The organism is Gordonibacter sp. An230 (assembly GCF_002159915.1).
Taxonomy (GTDB): domain Bacteria; phylum Actinomycetota; class Coriobacteriia; order Coriobacteriales; family Eggerthellaceae; genus Rubneribacter.
This window is the reverse complement of sequence record NZ_NFJP01000019.1, coordinates 52,139-73,207: the sequence shown is the minus strand read 5'-3', so window position 1 is coordinate 73,207 and position 21,069 is coordinate 52,139. Positions and strand designations below refer to the sequence as shown.

Annotated in this window: 19 protein-coding genes and 1 tRNA gene; 9 read left to right on the top strand and 11 right to left on the bottom strand. The window is 58.3% G+C overall.

Annotated elements, in window-relative coordinates; all coding sequences use genetic code 11:
- Nucleotides 1-56: 56 nt before the first annotated feature.
- The gene (locus tag B5F40_RS10625) at nucleotides 57-1,277 is read left to right on the top strand and encodes a tyrosine-type recombinase/integrase (RefSeq protein ID WP_087194307.1); all 1,221 of its coding nucleotides are present in this window, start codon (nucleotides 57-59) and stop codon (nucleotides 1,275-1,277) included.
- Between the two features lie 15 nt (nucleotides 1,278-1,292).
- Here B5F40_RS10625 and B5F40_RS10620 read toward each other — a convergent pair whose 3' ends face one another.
- Nucleotides 1,293-1,661 (bottom strand): hypothetical protein, encoded by a 369-nt coding sequence (locus B5F40_RS10620; protein ID WP_087194306.1) that lies wholly within the window; start codon nucleotides 1,659-1,661, stop codon nucleotides 1,293-1,295.
- 127 nt (nucleotides 1,662-1,788) lie between these two features.
- On the opposite strand from B5F40_RS10620, the gene B5F40_RS15980 reads away from it, so the two are divergent.
- The 5 genes from B5F40_RS15980 to B5F40_RS10600 all read left to right on the top strand — a co-directional run bounded on the left by B5F40_RS15980 (nucleotide 1,789) and on the right by B5F40_RS10600 (nucleotide 4,784).
- Nucleotides 1,789-1,977 carry a hypothetical protein gene (locus tag B5F40_RS15980; protein WP_140396487.1) on the top strand — a complete coding sequence of 63 codons (189 nt, stop codon included), beginning with the start codon at nucleotides 1,789-1,791 and terminating at the stop codon, nucleotides 1,975-1,977.
- A gap of 81 nt (nucleotides 1,978-2,058) precedes the next feature.
- The gene (locus B5F40_RS10615) at nucleotides 2,059-2,427 is read left to right on the top strand and encodes a hypothetical protein (RefSeq protein ID WP_087194305.1); all 369 of its coding nucleotides are present in this window, start codon (nucleotides 2,059-2,061) and stop codon (nucleotides 2,425-2,427) included.
- Between the two features lie 112 nt (nucleotides 2,428-2,539).
- On the top strand, nucleotides 2,540-3,244 hold the full coding sequence (locus tag B5F40_RS10610) for a hypothetical protein (RefSeq protein WP_087194304.1): 705 nt from the start codon (nucleotides 2,540-2,542) through the stop codon (nucleotides 3,242-3,244).
- Nucleotides 3,245-3,248: 4 nt separating this feature from the next.
- Nucleotides 3,249-4,163: an FtsK/SpoIIIE domain-containing protein gene (locus tag B5F40_RS10605; RefSeq protein ID WP_087194303.1), complete on the top strand. Its 915-nt coding sequence runs from the start codon at nucleotides 3,249-3,251 to the stop codon at nucleotides 4,161-4,163.
- Between the two features lie 18 nt (nucleotides 4,164-4,181).
- Nucleotides 4,182-4,784 (top strand): replication protein, encoded by a 603-nt coding sequence (locus tag B5F40_RS10600; RefSeq protein WP_087194302.1) that lies wholly within the window; start codon nucleotides 4,182-4,184, stop codon nucleotides 4,782-4,784.
- Nucleotides 4,785-4,819: 35 nt separating this feature from the next.
- Here the strand turns inward: B5F40_RS10600 and B5F40_RS10595 are convergent, their stop codons facing one another.
- The 3 genes from B5F40_RS10595 to B5F40_RS10585 all read right to left on the bottom strand — a co-directional run bounded on the left by B5F40_RS10595 (nucleotide 4,820) and on the right by B5F40_RS10585 (nucleotide 7,334).
- Nucleotides 4,820-5,689: a hypothetical protein gene (locus tag B5F40_RS10595; protein ID WP_087194301.1), complete on the bottom strand. Its 870-nt coding sequence runs from the start codon at nucleotides 5,687-5,689 to the stop codon at nucleotides 4,820-4,822.
- Nucleotides 5,690-5,793: 104 nt separating this feature from the next.
- The gene (locus tag B5F40_RS10590; RefSeq protein WP_140396486.1) at nucleotides 5,794-6,306 is read right to left on the bottom strand and encodes a hypothetical protein; all 513 of its coding nucleotides are present in this window, start codon (nucleotides 6,304-6,306) and stop codon (nucleotides 5,794-5,796) included.
- Complete coding sequence (locus tag B5F40_RS10585) at nucleotides 6,303-7,334, bottom strand: hypothetical protein (protein WP_140396485.1); 1,032 nt, start codon at nucleotides 7,332-7,334, stop codon at nucleotides 6,303-6,305. Before B5F40_RS10585 ends, B5F40_RS10590 begins: the two co-directional genes overlap by 4 nt.
- An 89-nt stretch (nucleotides 7,335-7,423) precedes the next feature.
- Between B5F40_RS10585 and B5F40_RS10580 the strand changes: the two genes are divergently transcribed.
- A complete protein-coding gene (locus B5F40_RS10580; protein WP_239443017.1) occupies nucleotides 7,424-7,621 on the top strand; it encodes a helix-turn-helix domain-containing protein in 198 nt (65 codons plus the stop codon).
- A gap of 9 nt (nucleotides 7,622-7,630) precedes the next feature.
- On the opposite strand, the gene B5F40_RS15975 is transcribed toward B5F40_RS10580, so the two are convergent.
- Both B5F40_RS15975 and B5F40_RS10575 read right to left on the bottom strand, forming a co-directional pair.
- On the bottom strand, nucleotides 7,631-8,761 hold the full coding sequence (locus B5F40_RS15975; protein WP_140396484.1) for a hypothetical protein: 1,131 nt from the start codon (nucleotides 8,759-8,761) through the stop codon (nucleotides 7,631-7,633).
- Between the two features lie 192 nt (nucleotides 8,762-8,953).
- Nucleotides 8,954-9,030: transfer RNA gene (locus B5F40_RS10575), tRNA-Met, on the bottom strand.
- A gap of 507 nt (nucleotides 9,031-9,537) precedes the next feature.
- On the opposite strand from B5F40_RS10575, the gene B5F40_RS10570 reads away from it, so the two are divergent.
- On the top strand, nucleotides 9,538-10,329 hold the full coding sequence (locus B5F40_RS10570) for an amidohydrolase family protein (protein WP_087194297.1): 792 nt from the start codon (nucleotides 9,538-9,540) through the stop codon (nucleotides 10,327-10,329).
- 346 nt (nucleotides 10,330-10,675) lie between these two features.
- On the opposite strand, the gene B5F40_RS10565 is transcribed toward B5F40_RS10570, so the two are convergent.
- On the bottom strand, nucleotides 10,676-12,004 hold the full coding sequence (locus B5F40_RS10565) for a hemolysin family protein (RefSeq protein ID WP_087194296.1): 1,329 nt from the start codon (nucleotides 12,002-12,004) through the stop codon (nucleotides 10,676-10,678).
- Between the two features lie 475 nt (nucleotides 12,005-12,479).
- Entirely contained in the window at nucleotides 12,480-13,967 is a 1,488-nt protein-coding gene (locus tag B5F40_RS10560; protein ID WP_162610960.1) for a helix-turn-helix transcriptional regulator, read from the bottom strand.
- Between the two features lie 225 nt (nucleotides 13,968-14,192).
- Between B5F40_RS10560 and B5F40_RS10555 the strand changes: the two genes are divergently transcribed.
- Entirely contained in the window at nucleotides 14,193-15,944 is a 1,752-nt protein-coding gene (locus tag B5F40_RS10555) for an FAD-dependent oxidoreductase (protein ID WP_087194294.1), read from the top strand.
- A 203-nt stretch (nucleotides 15,945-16,147) separates the two neighbouring features.
- Here the strand turns inward: B5F40_RS10555 and B5F40_RS10550 are convergent, their stop codons facing one another.
- From B5F40_RS10550 to B5F40_RS10540, 3 genes are all read right to left on the bottom strand, one after another.
- Entirely contained in the window at nucleotides 16,148-17,734 is a 1,587-nt protein-coding gene (locus tag B5F40_RS10550) for a uracil-xanthine permease family protein (protein WP_239443016.1), read from the bottom strand.
- The gene (locus B5F40_RS16690; RefSeq protein WP_239443015.1) at nucleotides 17,731-18,612 is read right to left on the bottom strand and encodes a xanthine phosphoribosyltransferase; all 882 of its coding nucleotides are present in this window, start codon (nucleotides 18,610-18,612) and stop codon (nucleotides 17,731-17,733) included. Before B5F40_RS16690 ends, B5F40_RS10550 begins: the two co-directional genes overlap by 4 nt.
- Before the next feature lie 674 nt (nucleotides 18,613-19,286).
- Complete coding sequence (locus B5F40_RS10540; protein WP_087194293.1) at nucleotides 19,287-20,819, bottom strand: basic amino acid/polyamine antiporter; 1,533 nt, start codon at nucleotides 20,817-20,819, stop codon at nucleotides 19,287-19,289.
- Between the last annotated feature and the right edge of the window lie 250 nt (nucleotides 20,820-21,069).

Genomic DNA, 21,069 nt, shown 5'->3' with positions numbered 1-21,069 from the left:
CACCTACGATGCTACACTGCCAGAAGAACGGCTGACCGCTTGCAAGAGGAGATAGCATGGCTCGGCAACGCATAACCATACAAGGCGAAGGAAGCATCACCGAAGTCGAGCGGGGGCACGTCTACCGGATACGCCTTCGCTTGCCTCCCGAAAAGCCGGGCGGCAAGCTGCGGTGGTCACCCCAGCGCACCGTGCATGGAAACAAAGCCAAGGCCCGCCAAGCCGTGGAACAGTACCGCGTCGAGCTGGAAGCGGAACTAAACGGCGAGACACTAGGCCTCACCGTTGGGCAATACGCAAGGGAGTTCCACGAGCGCCGCAAGACGATAGGCGCATTGTCTCCCCTGACCTTGGAGCGCGACGAACTGGAAATCTCTCGGATTGAGCAGCTTTTCGGCAAGGTGCTCGTGGAGGAACTGACAACCGCCGACGTGAACAACGCCTATGCGAAGCTCCGCAAGCAAGGCCTTTCATCGAGCGCCCTGCACAAGCTCCATGCCAAGCTGCGGCAGATCATGAAGCAGGCTGTGCGCGAAGGCGTCATCCCCCACAACCCCTGCGACATGATAGAGGGCGTCAAGCGACCTGCCGCGCGAGAGCGCAGGAGCCTTTCCGCAGAACAGGCTATGCAGTTAGCGCGCGATCTGAAAGAGGCCCCGCGAAACGGGCGAATCGTCGCTGTATGGCTCGCCCTCGCTACAGGCATACGCCGAGGAGAGGCGCTGGGCCTTGTATGGGCGAACGTCGATCTGGACAACGGACGTATACGCATAGACAAACAGCTCGACAGCAAGGGCAACCGACACGACCCGAAAAGCAAGACTTCCAAGAGGAATCTTTCCATAGATGAAGGAACCGTAGCGTTCCTGAAAGAATGGCGCACCATGCAGGCGTCGATATTCAACGGAGGCGCTGGCGTTCCGAGCGCTATGCCAGTATGCACGAACGAGCACGGAGATTTCATCGAACCCAACGTATTCAACCGTTGGCGTCGCCAGTGGTTCGCTGACCACGGGCTAGGCGGCTTCAAGGTGGTTGAGGAGTATGCCGACAAGCATGGCGTGAAGCGCTACCGGGCGTTCGGCTACGAGGGCTTCAACTTCCACGAGCTGCGTCACACGCAAGCCACTCTTCTAATCGGGGGCGGTGCAGATATTAAAACCGTGCAGAACCGCCTAGGCCATTCGAGCGCGAGCCTGACGATGGATATATATGCCCACGCCATCGAACAGAACGACCGGGAGGCAGCAACGATAATCGGAAGCATGCTGGGATGACGGACTATTTAGCAATTAGATTATAAAGAATTTTAGAATTCCCATCAAAAGCAACAGAGCAACAAGCACGGCAACAAAAAGTGCCGCGTACTTAAATACAATGATCCCTTTATGCGCGGGGCTTAAATATTTGCGAAATCGTTGCATGACCGGGCTATAAGAGTCGAGAGCTTTCTTTACTTCTTGTAAGTTCGATTTAATATCTTTCAAATCATCGTTTATTTCATCTAAGACCGAATACTTCCGACTTTCAAAACCGTCTTCGATCAGCGCGATGATTGTCTTGCTCCTGTCGCTGCCGGCTTCGCTAGCAAGATTCTCGATTCTTTTCCGCAGATCATCCGACATGCGGACAGATACAGACTTTTGCTTGCTCTCACCCATCACTGCCTCTCAAGTTTGAATGCCATCATTCTAGCACGTCCTACAAACGTAATACATTTGGCAAAGGGGTTATTACACTTCCCGTTGTTTCGAGAAGCTTTTGCGACCAACGGGAAAGGGGATGCAAATGACAAGGAAACTCCGCTGGCAGGATATTGCCCAAATGTTCTCATGCGGACGCAGCAAGGCGCTTCTCATCGTTCATCAGATGAGAGCAACCTATGTAGGGCGAACTCCCTTTGTAGACGAAGATGAACTTGAGGCGTTCATTCGTGAACATGGGGAAATCAAACTCGCATGGCCGAAACGCATTTGAGCGAAGAATACTCCCCTTTGCCGGTACGGCAAAGGGGAGTGAGATCAAGAATCATGTCAATGAGCGAGAGGAGACAGAATTATGAGTATGAAAGGTCTTTCGGCATTCCAGAGCTTCGACCTTGACAAATTTTTAACCGGTAAAACTTTAGTTTTCGTGAAGGCAGAGCAGTGGGACGAACGAGACAGCACAGGAGCCGTCTCCGGCGTCCTCGGCTCGAAGATCACCGTAATGGTCACGCAAGACGCTACTGACTACGGGACCGGTCGAGAGGTGTCTAACTTCGGAGGCCAGTTCATTGTGAAGGTACGGGATACGTCTCCCAGCGCGTACTCGAAGCTTAAGCCCTTCTCGACGGAAGTAATCGTGGAGTCCGTCGAACGTGCTGTGATCTGGGGCGACTTCAAGAATGAGCTATCGGTGATCGCAAAGATCGCCGTAAAGGGCTAAACCGCCCCCGCGCCCCGGCGCATCCCGCGTCGGGGCTTTTTGAAAACCGAACAAAGAGGAACCCTTGAGAAGCAGACATGATAGACTGGCAGTCTGGCTGCCAACGGGGCGAATGGCCGACGATTCGTCAGACCCGTTCGCTGCCGAATGCCGAAAAGCTGCCAAGGCCTTGGCCGACCCCGCGATCTTCGCCGCCGCTGCCGTGGCCGTGACATGCTTGGCTTTCTGCTTCGATGCGGAAGCGTCTCCGTTGCCGTGGTCGCTGGCTGTGCCGCTCGCGCTTATCTGCGCAACCCTCACCGTTGTGCAGAAACGACGCTCGCGGAAGCGGACGACCATGATCGGCAAAAAGCAGGCTGCTCGATGCAACAACTTCGAGGAGGCATCAAAATGGCTCCCGAACCGATATCTCGCACTAATCGAACTCGAAGAAGAGCCGACCAAGGCAGATCGCAGGGCCGCTGTCGAGCTTTACTGCAACCTTGCCGAATGCGTCGTGTCTCTCGGCCTTTGCGAAAGGACGGGAGCGCTCCGAATGGACGAGGCGACAGGCCGCGAGGTCGAGAAAGCCTACCCGATGGAACTCCACACGCGCGTCTCGCTTTTGTCGGGCCGGGGTTACGTCCTCATGGAGCCGTTCGGCGCGCAGAAGCAGGGCTTCGAGCGGATGGACGAGGGAGCGGTGCACCGGGCACTGCGCGATTGCGGCTTCGTCGGCTGGGACGTAGAGAAGGTATCCTATGACGACGACGTGGCCCTCTTCATCCTGCACGACGCAAGCAGGAGCCGCGCCTTCAACTTGAGCGAGCAGGTTTGACGGTATGGGTATGTACGAGCATATGGCGAAACTCGCCGAAGCGACGCCCTGCTGGGACATTCCCATCCAGAAAGGCCTTTCATGGTCGCTCCGAAAGGCACCGCACGCCCTGATCAGCGGCACCACGGGCTACGGGAAGTCTTACTTCGCCAACTACCTGCTGGCGATGGCGTCGATCAAGGGTTGCGCTCTGTACCTCTGCGACCCGAAGAACAGCGACCTCGCGTCCCTGGCCGCGTTCATGCCGTCCGAGCGCGTGGCGTGGGAAGCGGACGGCATCCGGAGCATCGTCGGCGAGGTCGTAAGAATCATGTCCGCACGCTACGCCTGCATGAAACGCGAGCGAGAGGAGCGGGGTCTGTTCCAAGCCGATTTCGCGGATTTCGGCCTCGCGCCCGTGCTCCTGGTCATCGAGGAGCTTGCGGCGTTCGTCTCGTCGTTGGACAAGAAGTCGCGAGAGGCTTTCGACGCCGACATCAAGGCCATAACGCTGCAAGGACGTCAAGCCGGGGTCAACCTCGTCTCGGTCATGCAGTCGCCCAACACGAACAACATCAGCTCGGAATCCCGCTCGCAAATGGGCTTCCGCGTGTTCCTCGGCTCCTCCGGAGGCATCGAGCACCGCATGCTGTTCGGCGAGGGCCATTCCTTCCCCGCGAGGCTCTACCAGCCGGGGCAGGGCCTCTACATGATGGCCGGCTTCACCGACAAGCCCGAACTCATCGAGACGCCGAGGATGGACAAGGCGCAGCTTGGCGACACGATGAGAAGGGCGCTCGCGCCCCAATACGCCATCGACCCGCTGGCGGCGCTCGGGAGCCGCAGCGAAGCGGAGGCGGGGAGCGCCGCGCCGAGCGGAACGCGAGGCCCGGAGGGGGCAGACTACGACGCCCCCTCCGTGTCAAGTGCCTATTGCTGAAAGGAGGCTTGATCGGACATGGCAGAAGATGGGCGCAGGGCGAGCAAGACGCGTAACTGGGCATTCGTGCTCTATCCTGAAAGCGCCCCAAAGAACTGGCGCGAGCTGTTGGCCGGGATGCACATGCCCGCGCTCGTCTCGCCCTTGCATGACCGCGACGTGGACGAATGCGGCAATCCCAAGAAGCCGCACCGCCACGTTATCTTGATGAGCGACGGGCCGATAACCCAGAAGCGGGCGAACGCGCTCATGGAGCCGTTCAACGGGACGAAGAGCGCCGAGTACGTGCGCTCCCTGCGGGGATACGTTCGCTACCTCGCCCACCTTGACGACCCGGACAAGGCCCAGTATGACCCCGGAGAAATAGAGGAGTTCGGCGGGGCTGATTTGGCGGCGCTCCTGAAGCCGAGCGAAGCGGGGCGGTACGAGGTCATAGGCCAGATGATCGACTTCTGCGCCGATCACTCGATCACCGAGTTCTGCGAACTGCTGCGCTACGCGAGGAAAGAGCGGCCGAAAGATTGGTTTCCCGTCTTAGTTGACAGCGCGTTTCTTATGAGCCGCTACCTCACGAGCCTTCGGTGCTCGGCGACGAGCAAAAGGAGGAGCGATGCAGAGTAGGGAGGGATGAGAGCCGCCCCGTCTCTCCCTATAATCTAATCGCCCCAAATATTCATGCCATCAGCATTTCCCCCATGGAGAGTTCCGTCGCTGTCCATGCTCTCGTAAGTCACAATTGGCTCGTCTCCCCACTGGTACCAGTACAAGGTGTTTCCGCTAGAAGAACCACCGGAGAAGTCTTCCCCACTGCTCCTAGAATAATATCCACTGTACCCGCCATCGTAGTATCCCAAATCTGAAATATAGCTTTGGTTCGTAGACGCTATCGCCGCTGCCTGCTCTTCTGCGACGATGCGCTCGGCCTCCACGCGCTTCTCTTCCCCTATTTCGGCGATCTTCGCATTATCGGCCTCCACCGCCTTGGCCACCTTGGCCGCGAAAGTGGCGCGCTCGCCCTCCGACCCCCAAACGTCGCGCTCTTCGGCGTCGGCCTCCACCCCGTCGGCGAGGACTTGCAGGGCTGCGGCGTTCTCGGCGAGGGCTTCCTTGGTGACACCCTCGGTGTTCGGGTCAAGGGTGAGGGCGGCAAGCTGTGCCTCGTAGCCTTCCACAACGCGCGCTTTGGCAGCTTCGCCCAGCTCACCAACTTCGTCTAGCAGATCGTCGTGCTTGTAAAGCGTGCCATCATGCAGCAGAAAGCTCGGCTCGTCGGCTTCCAACGTTTCCTTGAATTCTTCCAGCTCGTCCAAGGCAACGAAGAGAGCGGCTTTGTCAGCATCCGTATCGATAGATGCGGCCGTTTTGTCCAGCTCGGCTTTTCGCTCCTCGTAGAGTGCGTGAACTGCCCGGTCGTGCTCCCTGATCTGCCGTTGATGCTCCTGCTCCTGTGCGCAGGTTAGCCCGGCACCGACGGCGAGTGCCGCAACGACCGAGACAACGATGCCCGCAACGGCCCTTCTTTTCATCTTCGCCGCCCCTCCTCCTCGATTGCGCCTTGCTGCAAAGAGAAGGGCGCCGGAAAGCAATCCTAGCGCCCTGCCACCGAACTTTGACTCGTCTGCGCTCAGCGCTATCGTGTTTTGCGAAGGCCCATGGCCGCCGCCCCGCAAGCTGCCAGGGCGGCTAGGGCCAATCCTGCAAGGCCCGCCCAAGACAGAGGATCGCCCGTCTTGGCGAGCGGTGTTATCTTGCTATTCGTCGCGCTTCCCTCGTCTTTGGCATTTGCGTCTTCCGAGCTAGCCAGCTCTTCGATTTCCAGCGCGAAGCTCGAAAGATCTGTGACGGTCACCGTAACTACTCCGTTCTCGGCCATGACACGTTCGGAAGTGATGGAGCCGTCGTTGTGCCTGTGCCACACAGTGACCCAGTGGCCGTTATACTTCGTATCGACGGGGAACGCGACTGTTAACGAGCCGAGCCCGTCATGAACCTGCTTGCCGTTGACGATCAGGTTTACCTCAAAGATACCCGCAAGCACGCCGTTGCCCACTCGGCTTGCAAGCTCTTCGTATGATGCTCCGGAAGTCAGCTGGATCGCGTTCACCGACGCTTCGGCACCCATAGGCACGTTGATGCCGTTCAACGTGCCTGACACCTTGACGCCCGCGTCCCCGACCACCAGTCCCCGCTCTCCGTTGGCGCGAAATCGCTGTGAACGCTCCCGTAGGCTTTCACATCGTTGATAACGCCGTCGGGTGCATAGTATTCCGCGCCGATCTGGAATCCTTCTATCTGGTCGCTTCCGAGAGGATCGGCGGGGGCAACGTCTATTACGAGCTTATCGCCGTCCAGATGGCAGCCAACAGGAAAGCACCCGTTCTTGTCAACGGTTAAGCTGGGCGTTCCGTTGTAGACCCAGTAATGAGAAACGTAGGGTGCCGGAAGCCCTCTCGTGGCGTCGCCCACCCTCACACACGCTTTCACGGGTTGTCCTTGGGCGTTCACAACAGTAACGTTGACAAGTTCCGGATAGACGTAGCTTATAGCGGCTTTGTCGTAGGCTCCATCATCGTTCGAATCGGAGAGCACGACGTTGGCATAACTCGGGCTGTAGCCGCGGGCGTCCTTGGGGGCGACAACGCGGACGCAGTGGGGGAGGTTCTCGCTGTTGTTGATCTCCCCTGCGCCCTCGCCAATCTTGACGTTCTCGTCCACCATCACGCCGGAGCCGTTGCTGTGGACTTTGCCAAGATCGACGGACACCCCGATTCGACCGGACAGCTCGCGTTCAACGGCGTTCCCGTTCTCGTCGGTGACGTTTCTTATCGGGATGAACATCCACGATCCCGAATGCGAGGCGATGGTCAGCTCTTTCTTAACGACCTCGGTGCTGTTTGACGTTTTTGCTTCTGCTTCGCCGTCGACCTCGTCGCTGTTCGCTACAGGAAGCGCTTCGGCGGGGGCGTTCATCGTTTCCGCAGCCGACTCTTCAACGCCTTCCTCATCTCTTTGCGCTGATTGCTCCGGCTCCTTCTGCTGCTTCGATGCGGGCTGTTCCTCGCCGTAGGCGTATGCGGTTCCGATCAGCGGAACCATGCCCGCAACGAGGAGCAGCGCGCACATGCCCGCGATCATGGCGTGCATCGCGGGCCTTATTCTCTCAAACGGCATTTCATCCTCCTATTGATTGGTCATAAATTTGATACCAATGGGAGTATAGTACCACATAGCCTGACAGCATGGACATAAGTGAGAGAAAAATGAAGTTAGGCCAGAGAATACGAAACGAGCGCGAAGCGCAAGATATCTCGCTGCGTCGTTTTGCGCTGATGATCGGCGTTGGGCATACTTATCTCGTGGACGTCGAAAACGGACGCCGCAACATCGGCATCGAGAATCTATGCAAAATTGCTGATGGGCTAGGCGTCAAGGTGAGCGAACTGACCGATGAATTGTAATCGTAGTAGTCAGATGAGGTAAAGACGCGAGTTATCTGGCCCTAAGTTGTAAGCGTTCAGCCTTTCCTCAATTAATGGAAAATAGAGACCGCCGAGCCTCTTGTCGAAGCTAATTCGGGCGATCATTGGGCGAGGAGCGTCAGAACAAAAACCTATTCCTTGGCCATTCCCCACCGATCCCAACTGCTCAATTCCCGGATGCAAGAACGTCTCTAGAGCAACAGGATTGTCTGCGAAGGGATTATGGAATACGAACAATCCCTCTGTTAATATCTCGGGGGTTTCTGGCGTTACATGATGCAAGTAGTATGGTTCTTCCGTTTTTGAATAGTCGCGCCAAACAAAGCACACGGCGTTTTGTGCATTCTCGGATTGCGAAGCACAAAGGGCGTCGAGTTTTCCTATGGTGGTCGTACACGAATACAAAACAGCTGATACGCAAGCCCACTCTTTCTTGGCAAATAATCCAATGGGTATGGTTGCGTTTTTCCCAGGCTTGACAACATTGTCTTTAATCGTGTACTTATCCGAGCTGGAATCATAGTAGCAGCCATAGAGCAAAGCCATCATTGGATAAATATATTCGGCCCCACTTCGAATTTGATCATGGGAAGAAAGCGCAATGACATAGGGTTCATCATCGGATACTTTTCCGCGTTTCTTGTAGCTGTCAAACAGCGCCCTTTTCGAGCAAAGGGCGTTTGAATGTCGAACAATTGATTCATTGAGTAGCTCATTGAACCCCTTATGAAGCCAAGGTGGCTCGACCATACTCAAATGATCAAGCATTCCTCGCGTTGATTCAGGAGGACTATCCTTTTTAGCTTTAGCTACAACTGCCTCAATACTCATCTTGCATGGCTCGACTACAGAAAAATCTGGAGCTTCTTGCGGCTTCCCAAGTTTGAAGCCTAAACTTCTAAAAACATTGTTGAGATACAGTTCCCAAAATGCAGATCGAAAGGTTGCTTGAAACTCTTTGACGATTTTGTTATCCCTGTCATAAAAGTCTTTTGACCACTCTTCAATCAGCCCTCGGTGCTGATCAAACGGATGGTCAAGAAGCATTGCCGTTCGCCAATCCCACTGACTTATAGGTACACCCTCAGAATCGTCAAACAAATGAAGTTCGTTGTCCACAATTCCCCTTGTTACATTTTAATCTCAACTACTATGAATAATGAGTCTTTCATCGCGCACATTGAATGATGCCGATCTGGAAAGTTTACTTCAAATTGCCCCACGCGACCACTTTGCGACCACTTGAGCCAAATTCCACCCCGAAATACAAAAAGGTCGGAAGCCAAATTCAGCTTCCGACCTGCTAGTTTCTGGTCGCGGGGGCAGGATTTGAACCTACGACCTCCGGGTTATGAGCCCGGCGAGCTACCAGACTGCTCCACCCCGCATCATTGGCGCCTACTCTCCTGCTTGCGCATATGTCAAGCAGGAAAAGCGGCAAGGATGAATATTATCCTTGTTATCTTGTTGGCGCAAATACATTCCCGGAAATTCACGAAATATTCATAAAAAGGCAGGAAGGTCAGCGCTCTTGCGTCCTTTCGTCCGATCCCGCTATGCTTTTCTGCACGACGTTTAAAAAGAAACCGCATCGCAGGATGCGTAGCGACCCCAGCGAGCCAAAACAGGAGAACGAACCGTCGAAGAAGATCTGGCCAACATTGCAAGCCGCACGCCAATCGACAACCTGAACAACATGCTCTCACAATGCCACAAGCACCTCCTTTACTCAGGACGCCCGCAGAGGTCCGCACCTCAACCTCGCGCAAGCATCGCGCCCGCCAGCTTCCGCCGATTGCCCACTGTACGTCCCGACCAGTTAGACTACAATCAAAGATGCGAACGAGCAACAACGCCTCCACGCTCAGGGCGCACCAAACCGCGAAGGAGCACGTATGACCGTCATCGATGTCCACGCCCATATCTATCCCGACAAGATAGCCGAGCGCGCCGTGAATGCCGTAGGCGAGTTCTACCTTGTCGACATGTACGGCAAAGGCACGGCGGAGCACTTGCTGGAATCGCAAAAGCTCGCACCCATATCACGGTTCGTCGTGCACTCGGTGGCCACATCGTCACATGCGGTGACCGCCATCAACGACTTCATCGCTGCGCAATGCCGCGAACACGAGGAATTTATCGGCTTCATGGCCATGCACCAGGACTTTCCCGATCCCGAAGCGGAAATCGAACGAGCCATCAGCCTGGGCCTCGTCGGCATGAAGCTGCATCCGGACACGCAGAAAGTGGACATGGACGACCCCCGCCTCATGTGCGTCTACGAGATGATCGAAGGCCGCATGCCGCTCATCGTGCACACGGGAGACTACCGCACCGACTTCTCGCATCCGCGCCGCCTCAAGCGCATCCTGCGCGCGTTTCCGGACCTCGTTGTGGATGCCGCCCATTTCGGCGGCTGGTCGCTCCCTGAAATCGCCTACGATCTCCTCCACAGCGAGAACGTGTTCATCGACGCGTCCAGCTCCATGGCATTCCTCGGAAGTCGACGCACGCGAGAACTTGCCCGCATGTGGGGAACCGACCGCGTGATGTTCGGCTCAGACTTCCCCATGTGGGATCCCGCGCGCGAATTCGACCTGTTCACCTCGCTCGGATTCACCGACGATGAACTGGAGAAGATGCTCGGGAAGAACGCCGAGCGTTTCATGGGGCTTGAGCGCAGCTAGCCCTTAGATCGCACCCTCCCACCACGGCAGGCAACATGGCCTGCATCGCGTGCGGACCACAGCGCAGGCAACCATCCCGCATGCCCACCGACAATGCATAGCGCGGTCTTGAATGCGGTTCGGCTCTTTGGGCGCAGCGCTTCTCGACCACCATCGCATGAGCCCCCGACGGGAAAGAACTCCGCCCGTCAACAAGGGGAATCCTCTTCGACCTTCCCATCGCGCATCAAACATGGAAGCCTATGCGAACACCCCCATCGACGAAGCCCCGCCCGCGAAGCGCATGATCGAACCCGGCAGCCTTGAAGCAGCCAAGGGCTCATCGCCGGCCGCACGGGAGACGCCTTTAGCGCTCCGTTCCGTCGCTCTCCGGCTCCACGTGCTCCACAACCACGCGAATTTTGTCGATGCGATGGCGATCCATATCCATCACTGTAAAAGTAGCCTTGTCGTTGCCATTTTCAACAGCGACCGAGTCTCCCTCGTCGGGAATGCGGTCGAACAACGTGAGCAGAAGACCGCCCGCCGTCTCGCACTCGTCGGACTCCGCCGGCTCGAACCCAATGAGCTCGCCCACCTCGTCGATGGGCAGAGAGCCGTCGACAAGGTAGCTGCCGTCCTCCATCTTCACCACCTCGTAGGAGCTACCATGCACGTACTCGTCATCGATGCGGCCGACGATCTGCTCCATGATGTCGCTCATGGTGACGATGCCTGCCGTACCGCCGTGCTCGTCCACGACCACCGCGATCTTCGTGCGGTTCTCTTGCAGCGTTTGCAGCAGCTTCGCAATGGACACGCTTTCGGGCACGGCCTGGATGGTGCGAATGCGCAAATCGTCGATCGTGGCATCCTTCGACAGCGTGTAAAGATCCTTCACATGCACGAAACCGATGATGTGGTCTTTGCTGTCGCGGCACACGGGATAGCGCGTGTACTTGTAACGAAGCACCGTCTCGAGGTTCTCCTCCAGAGGATCCTCAAGATCGATGCACACGACATCGGTGCGCGGAGTCATGATGGCCTCGGCGTCTTTGTCGCCCAGATCGAAGATGTTGTCCACGTACTCGTTCTGCTCGGGATCGATGAGGCCGCTTTCGGTGCTCTCGTCGATGAGCAGCTTGATCTCCTCGTCGGTGTACACCTCGTGCTCGTTGGCCACGTCATGGCCGAGCAGCTTCATGACGCCGTTCGTGATGCTGTTGAACAGCCACATCACCGGATACGTGATGCGATAGAACCATACGAGCGGGGCGGCCGTGAACAGCGCGTAGCGCTCGGTGGAGAAGATGGCGAGCGACTTCGGGATGAGCTCTCCCACCACGATGTGCAGCGCGGTGATGATGACGAAGCCGATGGCCACCGAAATGCCGTGCATGGCAGCCTCGGGAACGTTCAATGCGTTGAACAACGGTTCGAACAGCTTGGACACCGCCGGTTCGCCCAGCCAGCCCAAAGCAAGCGAAGCGAGCGTGATTCCCAGCTGACATGCAGACAGGTAGGCGTTCACGTTTTCAGCGACAAGTTTGGCATGCTTGGCACCTTTGCGGCCCTCGTCGGCGAGTATCTCGACTTGAGATTTGCGCACGCGCACAAGCGAAAACTCGGCCGCAACGAAAAACGCATTCATGAGCAGGAAAAAAAGAACGAGCAGCAAACTGAGTGCTATCGGCATAATTGCGGATGGTCCTCCTTCATATGACTATTCGCCACGATATCGTACGGCATGGAACCCCCTGACCACGCCCTTGTAGCCAGAAACCCGTAGGTTTCCATAAGTGGGAAAAAAGATGAGTGAATAGTTTCGTGTCAAAAACGCGAAAACCGGCGAGCACCGAGAGTGCACCGCGTTGGCGAACGCAAAAATGCTCCCGTTTTCAAAAGCGCGCACACGGCAGCTCCTTTCTACGCAAGAATAACACTTGATAAGCGACTTTGCTATTCGTTGCAGCATTTCGAGCTTAATTGAGATCGCACATAAACATCCTGCTTCGGCTTTTTCCTCCTATCACCGCCCACCGTGATCCCAAGATTGCCAAACCGCTCATAAAGCCAATTTTGCATTGGGATGCAATAGAAGATCAGGCATGCCCTTTCCCGTGACCGGAAGTGCACTTTGCCGGCGACACCACCTAGCCGAAGACGCCAACCTAGCCTTTCGGTTCTTCAACCCTTTGTGCAATCATGTCGATGAGCTCCTGTCGCGTATGGATTTCAAGTTTTTGGTAAATGCTTTTAACGTGGTATTTCACCGTACTTTCGGAAATGTATAGCCGCTTGGAAACGGCGTGAATCGTGTTCCCCTGGCCCAAATACCTCACGATCTCGCGTTCGCGCTCCGTGAAACCATAGGCCTCGGCGATCTCGTCGCACCGCTCCCCGCACGATGCACCCTCCACCTGCACGCCACGAAGCCGATCTTCGGCCGGAGCAGCGCCGTCGTCCTCGAACCCACGGAACCCTTTGTCCTTGAAAAGCGCCAACGACAGCACAGTAAGCAAGTACACCGATACGAGCGCAATGGCAGTCAGCGCCAGCGTCCCTCGTCCAATGCTAGACGCATTGCAGAAACCGACGATCATGCCGCCCCACTGCGACAGGTATGCCGTCGCATACGCCACGCCCAACAGCGAAAACACAGGAGCCCCCGTATCCCGAGCCAGTCCAACCACAAGACAGGTGAGCACCAACAGCGCAAGCATGAATCCCAAATTCGCAAAAGAGTTGACGATGCCGCCAGCCGAATTCCATACAAGGGGAAGCAGCAGAAAACTCACTGCCGAGATCGGGATCGCCACCTGGTAAATGCGACCAAGATCGATGTTCTTTGGAAGGGCAAGGGCGACAACCAGCAGCACGACGTACAAAAGAAGGCTCGAGAACACGGAGCTTTGCTGGAACGCCTCGAGGGCGATCTCCTCCCTGCCGGATATCTGCAGTATGAGACCAGCCATGAACCCCAGCGTCAGCACGCCCAGTATCGGTCGCCAAAGCCGAAAGAGTGCGCCCCGAAAAACAAAAGCGGAGTACTCGCTTTTCGATCGATCCGTCACCACCCTCTGATCGCAGAGCAACGATGCCAACGCCAAAAAGAAGAAGAGAGCCGCCGCCGGAAACGAAAGGAATCGGGGAAGAAACGTGAGCACGTAGTATGCCAGCACGGCAACGATGTTGCTCACGACAAGAAACAAGTACGAATTGCGCAGATCAAAAGCGATGAGACGGCCCAGCAAGCCGACCACCAGCGCCGCATCGGCGCCCCCCAGCGCAAATGCGCCCGCGCAAAGCCATGGAAGCGCTACAACCACGTCGAAGACCATCGGCGAGAAGGAAAGCGCCATGCCCACGACGACGAAGCCAAGCAACGCCAAGCCGAAAATCGCGAGCAACGCCATCTGCGAATGCCGAGGCGCAACTCTTCTCGAGGGACACAGAGAATAGAAGACATACCCGCACACCCGACCGGTGAGAAGGGCTATCAGAAACCAGAACGTCGCAACCCCGCCAAAAGGAGCAAGAGAGGAGATCGCAGTAGGGGAATGGAAAAGCAGGCATGCGTACACCGAGTACAAGGCGTACCCGGCCAAAGCGAACCCGTCGTTCAGATGGTTGATCTTTGCCAAGCGAAAAGACCCCAAAACCTTCCCCTCCTCGCTCGGTACACCATACCGCATATTCTCCGCACGCGTAACGAGCACCGAGGCGCTTTTCGTTTTTTTACCCGTTTCGGATAGGGCTTTTTGAGAAAGCGCGCTTTGAACCGGCCGATTCGGAGGGGGCGGCCCGGCGCGCAAGCCCCTATGCTCTCCACTATCCCCGGCACGCAAGGTGCCTGTCAAGGATAACCGAGGAGAGGAGAGGGCATGCAGAAACAGAACCTTAGCAGAAGGGCGTTCATCGGACTGGGCGCTGTGGCGGCAGCTGCGGCGAGCGCCGGGATGGCAGGCTGCGCCCCGGCAACCGCAACGTCGTCTGCCGACGACGCGCCGTCGGCGGTGCAGGGAGAAAGCGCCTCAGCCCCTTCGTTCATGACGCCGCCGAAAGCGCCTGCCGACGTCAAAGAAGAAAAAGAATGCGACGTCCTGGTGATCGGCCTCGGAATTTCAGGACTTGCCGCCCTCAAGGCCGCAGCGGAAACGGGCGTTCGCGTGATCGGCGTCGACAAGCAGTCCGAGCTCTGCGTCATCGCCGACGCCGGCGACTTCGGCGTCGTTGGAAGCCGTATTCAAAAGGAACTCGGTATCGAGTGGGCACCGAAATCGGAAATCGTCAACCAGCTCATGAAAGACATGTGCTACCGACCCAACCCCGACTTTCTCGGATACTGGTACGATCATTCCGGAGAAGACTTCGACTGGTACATCGACGGAGCAGATTACGAGGTGTTGCCAACCACATGGGCGAACAAGCAGACCGACAAGACGAACTACATTCGCCCGAAGTGCTTTCCCCCTTTGGAAGGATATGATTATAAAAAAGAATACTATCCGTATTTCCACGGGAGCATCACCACGAACCCGAACGCGAACTGGGCAAGCCAAACCGCTTACGACGCCGCCATCGCCGCTGGAGCGGAAACCATGTTCTCCACCTGGGCCGAGCAGCTTATCACCAACGATGCGGGAGCAGTAGTGGGCGCGTACGTGCACGACGCAGACGGCGCGTACACGAAAATCAATGCAAAAGCAGTGTGCCTCTGCACGGGAGACATCGGCGGAAACCAAGAGATGCGCGATTACTACGTGCCGTGGGCAGACGAATTCTCCTGCGTGTATTACAACAACGATGCGAAGGGGGTTGTCGCCAACACCGGCGACGGGCACCGCATGGGCATGTGGGCGGGCGCTCACATGGAGTTGGGTCCGCTCGCGCCCATGACGCACCATATGGGCGGAGCGATGGGGATCAACTCGTACCTGCAACTCAACATGGAAGGCAAACGCTTCATGAACGAGGATATCCCCGGACAGAACATCGCCGATCAGATGTCGCGGCAACCCCAGAAGCAAAGCTGGCAAATATTCGACTCCAAATGGCCCGAGCAAATCGCGCTCATGCCCGACGGACACGGATACGCAAACCACTATCTAACCGACGAGGAGGTTGCCGAGCTGACAACCGTTGTCGAATCGGGGTGGTCCCTCAAGCTATTGGGAATCGCCACTCCCAGCAGCATCGAAGAAGGGGCCACCGTGAAAGCCGACACCATCGAAGAGCTCGCACAGGCGATGGAGCTCCCCGAAGACGTGGTGAAAGCCGAGATCGAACGTTACAACGAACAATGTCACAACGGTTTGGACGAGGACTACGGCAAGATTCCCACTCGGCTGTTCCCCGTGGAGAACCCTCCGTATTACGCCATCCGGTTCGACCTCGCCGGGATGCTCGTCGTCATGGGAGGCTTGGAGTGCAATTCGCGGCTTCAACCCCTCAACGACGAGGGTAACCCCATAGAGGGGCTGTTCGTGGCAGGCAACTGCATGGGCGGCAGATTCCTCGTGGAATATCCGGTAACCGTGGCGGGCATCAGCTTGGCGATGGCGCTCTCGTTCGGCAGAATGGCCGGCACCAATGCGGCAGGGCGCGAAATGATCGACGCAAAGAGCCGAGCCTGATCGTCGGACGTCTTCCCTTGCGGCGGCGAGGTCACCCTCCCCTTCCCGGGCGACCTCGCCGTCTCCGCCGCTTGAGCGCCTCTCGCCGTGCGCTTGTCGCAGACGCAAGAAACCTTCCGATCCATAGCCTTGCAACGCGAAGGGCCTCTCCCATCGGCAAGCAAAGGGCCTTCAACCACACGCAAGCCCTATGTCGACGATCTCTACACCGCGGCCAGACCGCCGTCCTCTTCGATGGGCGCGGCAGCAGCGCCCGCACCCGACGTTTCGGCACTGAGCCCATCTGCAGCCAACGAGCTTTCCTCAGCTGATACCTCACTCGCAGCAGCAGCCGCGCTTCCTGCGGCTGCCGTCGCGACAGCACCTGCGCCCAGTGCGGCAGCATCTGCGCCGTCCGTCGTCGACGTCCTGATCTCAGCGACGTCCGCAGCAGCTGACGTCCCGTCAGCAGCAGCGCCCTCATGCTCCGCAGCAGCCACATTCCCGGCACCGGCATCCTTCGGCAGCACGAGGTTCGCCACGATGGCCACGAGAAACACCACGGCCACGCAGTTTTGCGCGAACACGCTTTGCACCAGTTCCGGGAAGATGGCGAACAAATCGCCCACCTGCGTGAACCCGATGCCCACGGCCAAAGACAACGCCGCGATGGTGATGTTGCGCTGCGAGAACCCGGCACGTGCGATCATCTGGAAACCGCTCACGATGATGTTGCCGAACATCATGATGGTGCAGCCGCCCAGCACCGCCTCGGGCAGCGACGAGAACACCACGCTGATCACCGGCAGAAACGCCGCGAGGATCATGACGACGGCACCGGTGGCGATGGCCTTGCGGTTCACCACCTTCGTCATGACCACTAACCCGACGTTCTGCGAGAACGACGTGATGGGCAAGCACCCGAAACACGCCGACAGCGAGCTGACGAAACCGTCGCACGCGATGGAGCCCGACAGCTCCTTCTCGCGCACCTCGCGGTTGAGGCCCACCATGGTCAGCGCCGTCGTGTCGCCGATCGTCTCCGTGGCCGACACCAGGAAGATGAGCGCAACCGACACGATGGCCCCTAGGTTGAACTCCGGCGCGAACGGCATGATCTGCGGCAGGGCGAACAGCCCCACATCGGAGAAGCCGCTGAAATCCACCTTGCCCATGAGCACAGCCAGCACATAGCCGACGATGAGGCCGAACAGCACCGAAAGCTGCTTGGTTTTGCCCTTCGCCAGCACCTGGAACACCAAACACGCCGCCAACGACACGCACCCCAGCACGAGGTTTTGCGGCGATCCGAAGTCAGCCGCGCCCGAGCCGCCGCCGAACGACGTCGCGCCAACGCTGAGCAGCGAGAATCCGATGGACGTGACCACCACAGCCGCCACGATGGGCGAGATGATGCGCCGCCAGTACTTCGCGAACAGACCCAGCACGCCCTCGAAGACGCCTCCCACGATGATGGCCCCGATGGCGGCGTTGTAGCCGTACGTGGCCACCACGCCCGTGAGCACCGTGACGAACGTGAAGCTGATGCCCATGACGATAGGCAGCCCCGATCCTACGCGCCACAGGGGAAACAGCTGGATGAGCGTGCCGATGCCCGCGATGAGCATGGCGCTTTGCACGAGCGCGCCGGTTTGCACGTCGCCCAAGCCCGCCACGCCAGCGATGATGAGAATGGGTGCGAGGTTGGCCACGAACATGGCCAGGATATGCTGGATGCCGTAAGGCACCGCGCGCAGAAGCGGAACGTCGCCATCGAGCTTAAGCAGCTCCTCCTGGACGAGCGGCCTCATGCGCGAACCTCCGAGCCCCCGCTTGACGTTGAGGACGCACCAACGCTCGACGAAGCGACAGCCGGCGGGGAAGAGATAGCGAAATCAGGGAGATCGGTCGGAGAAGCCGAAGCCACGTGGCCGGACTCGGCGTTAGCGGGATCGTCAGACCCAACGGAGCCACCAAGCTCAGCAGAATCACCGAAAGAGCCGTGAACCTTTGGGTCCTCGTCGACGCGCGAATCCGCTGCCCGCGCTGTGGGTTCGCGCCGAAACGCGATCTCGCCCGTGCGGGGATCCATCGATTCCACGATGGCGAGCGATTCCAGCCGATAGCCACGCTTGCGCAGGTCGGCCCCTCCTGGCTGAAAGCCCTTTTCCACCGCGATGCCGATGCCCTCAACAGTGGCACCCGCCTCGCTCACCAGCTCGATGAGACCGTTGAGCGCGCAGCCGTTCGCCAGGAAGTCGTCGATGATAAGCACGTGGTCGTTTGGCCCGAGGAATTTCTTCGCCACGATGACATCGTATACGCGACCATGCGTGAACGACTGAATGCGAGTCGTGTACATCTCGCCGTCGAGGTTGATGGACTGGGCTTTCTTCGCGAACACCACCGGCACGCCGAAGTGCCGCGCCACCACGCACGCAATGCCGATGCCGGACGCTTCAATGGTGAGGATCTTCGTGACGGGCGCGTCCGAGAACAGCCTTTTGAACTCCTCGCCCATAGCGTCGAACAGATCAATGTCCAGCTGGTGGTTCAGAAAACTGTCCACCTTGAGGACGTCCTCCGACTTCACCACCCCATCGCGCCTGATGCGCTCTTCCAAAAGCTCCATGCCCGCCTCCATTGTCAGCCCGTCTCCGCATGCCGACGCGAGCGTGCGCGCCAGCATGATAAACCTCTGACCGACAGTGTAAAGGACGTTCGACCAAAGGAAAACGAGATAATGGCGCACCATCGATTTTCGCACCTATCGACCACGCGCCGCGAATCGCCGAACCGCAGAAGGCAATTGGAGAGCGGAAGTGCCAGGCGGTCATACAGCAGAAAGGGTTGGGCGGCCGGGGGAATCGGGCATCTGCCCGCGCAATGGCGCCAAACGGTTCGGGGCCCTGCGTCCTACCGCACCTTGCCCGCCGCCCGAACCGCATGGCGAACGCGCCTTCCCCATGCGGTCGTAGCATTTTCCATGCTGCACGGACGCGCATGCCGCATTCCGGCTACTGGAACGGAAACTGCCCGCCATTTCGCCTCCGGCCGCATGTCGGACCACGTCAATCGTCGCACATTCGCACGAGTCCTGCATCGCGCGCCCGTGCGCCAAGGCCGCATGGAGCCAAGGCCGAAAGCCGGTGCCGCAAAGCGCACCCCTTCTCGCATCGCGCAGCACGCGCCCCGAACGAGTCCGCTCGTCGCACCACGCACCAATCGCCGCGCTCGGCACGCTTCATGCCCGCATGATCACATTGGGCCCGACTTCCCAAATCCCTTCCGACGAGAGCAAGGACAGACACGCTACAGCAGCACGGCCGCACGACATCGTTCCCGTGCGGAACCATGCCCGAGCTAGAAGGCCACCTGGCCCGTCACGATCAACGCGATGGACACCGCAGCCGCAACCAAGATGATGGCCACCACCACCTTGTCGAGCGCGCTTTTGAGATACGGCTCGTTGCGCTCCTTCTTGCCCTTGACGTACACCAAGATGCCCGGTGCATACAGAAGCGACATGATGGTGAGCCCCACCGCGCCCGACGCCCACGCCAAAAAGAAGCTGTACACCACGCCCAACACGCCGAAAACGCGCCACAGCACCATGCTGCCGCCGATCTTCCCCGCGAACGCATCCGGCTTCGTGAACGCAAGCTTGGCGAAATACGCGGCAGACAGCAGGTACGGTAGCAAGATCATGCCCGCCGACAACGTGTAGAAGAACTGGTAGGTGCTGTCCGAGAACAGCATGATGATGAGGAACGCCTCCACGATGACGTTCGTCACCACCAGCGTGACGATGGGCGCGCCCTTCTCATTCGTCGTGGCGAACGACTTGATGAACACGCCCTGCTCTGCGGCCTCGTAGGGCGATTCGCTCGACAGCACCGTGTAACCCAGCATCGCTCCCACCAGCGACAGCACCACGCCGCCGTTGATGAGGACGGCGCCCCACTGCCCAACCGCATGCTCCATAACGCCGGCAAGCGCCGGGTTGGGCAGCTCGGCCAGATCAGACAACGGCATGACGCCCATGGACAGCACGCTCACCATAAGGTATATGGATAGCACGCACACAAACGCGATGATGGTGGCCTTGCCCACGTCGCGCTCTTTCTTCGCGCGACCCGAGATGGCCACTGCGCCTTCGATGCCCACGAACACCCAGATAGTCACCATCATGGTGCTGCTCACCTGGTCGAAGAACGGCATGCCCGGATCCGCCCCTTGTGCCAAATTGGCCATGAAGATGCTCGGATCGAACTTCTGAAGAAAGACTATGGCCACAATGGCGACAAAGATGGGTGCGAACTTCGAGATGGTGATGACGGCGTTCACGCCCGTGGCCTCTTTGATGCCACGCGACACAAGGAACACGTAAAACCAGATGAGAAGACTGGCCCCTATCACCGATGCCAGATTGGTGCCCTCGCCGAAAACGGGGAAGAAGTACGCAAGCGCACCGAACAGCAGCGCCGAGAAGCTCACCGTGCACAGAAGCGCGCTGATCCAGTAGCCCCATGCGCTGTTGAAACCGAGGAAGTCGCCGAAGCCGGCATTCGCATAACTGTAGATGCCGCCCTTGAGCTCGGGCCTGATGCGCGAGAGCGCGTAGAACGTCATGACAAGGCACAGCACGCCGATGCCGGATATGCTCCACGCCGTGAGGATGGCCGCGCCGCTCGCACCGCCCGCCGCCTGATCGCCCGACAGCGTGAACACGCCACCGCCCATGATGAGCGTGATGACGGTGGTAGCCAGACGGAAAATGCCCAGATTGCCCTTGCCGTGCGCCGCGTCGGATGCACCGCTGTCGAGAGTGGACGACGCGGTCGAACCAGCGGTCGCGGTGGGCGCCGAAGGATGCTGCGATGCGGATGAGCTCATGGGATCACCGTTCCTCGTTTGTCGATGGTGACTATCATACCCCACCGAACCGCGCGTCGTGCGATTGTCATGCACTATTTTTCGCCCCGAGCGCGCGGCGAAAAGAAAAACCGATTCGAGACACCTCCCCACGCCCGAAAAGCCAAACGGAGAAAGGACAGAGCGTTCGCCTTCTTAGCCCTTTCGCACGAGGCAAGGCACCAGAAACGCGATACGCGCCAGATTGCTACCGCCTGCGCCCTTCGACATG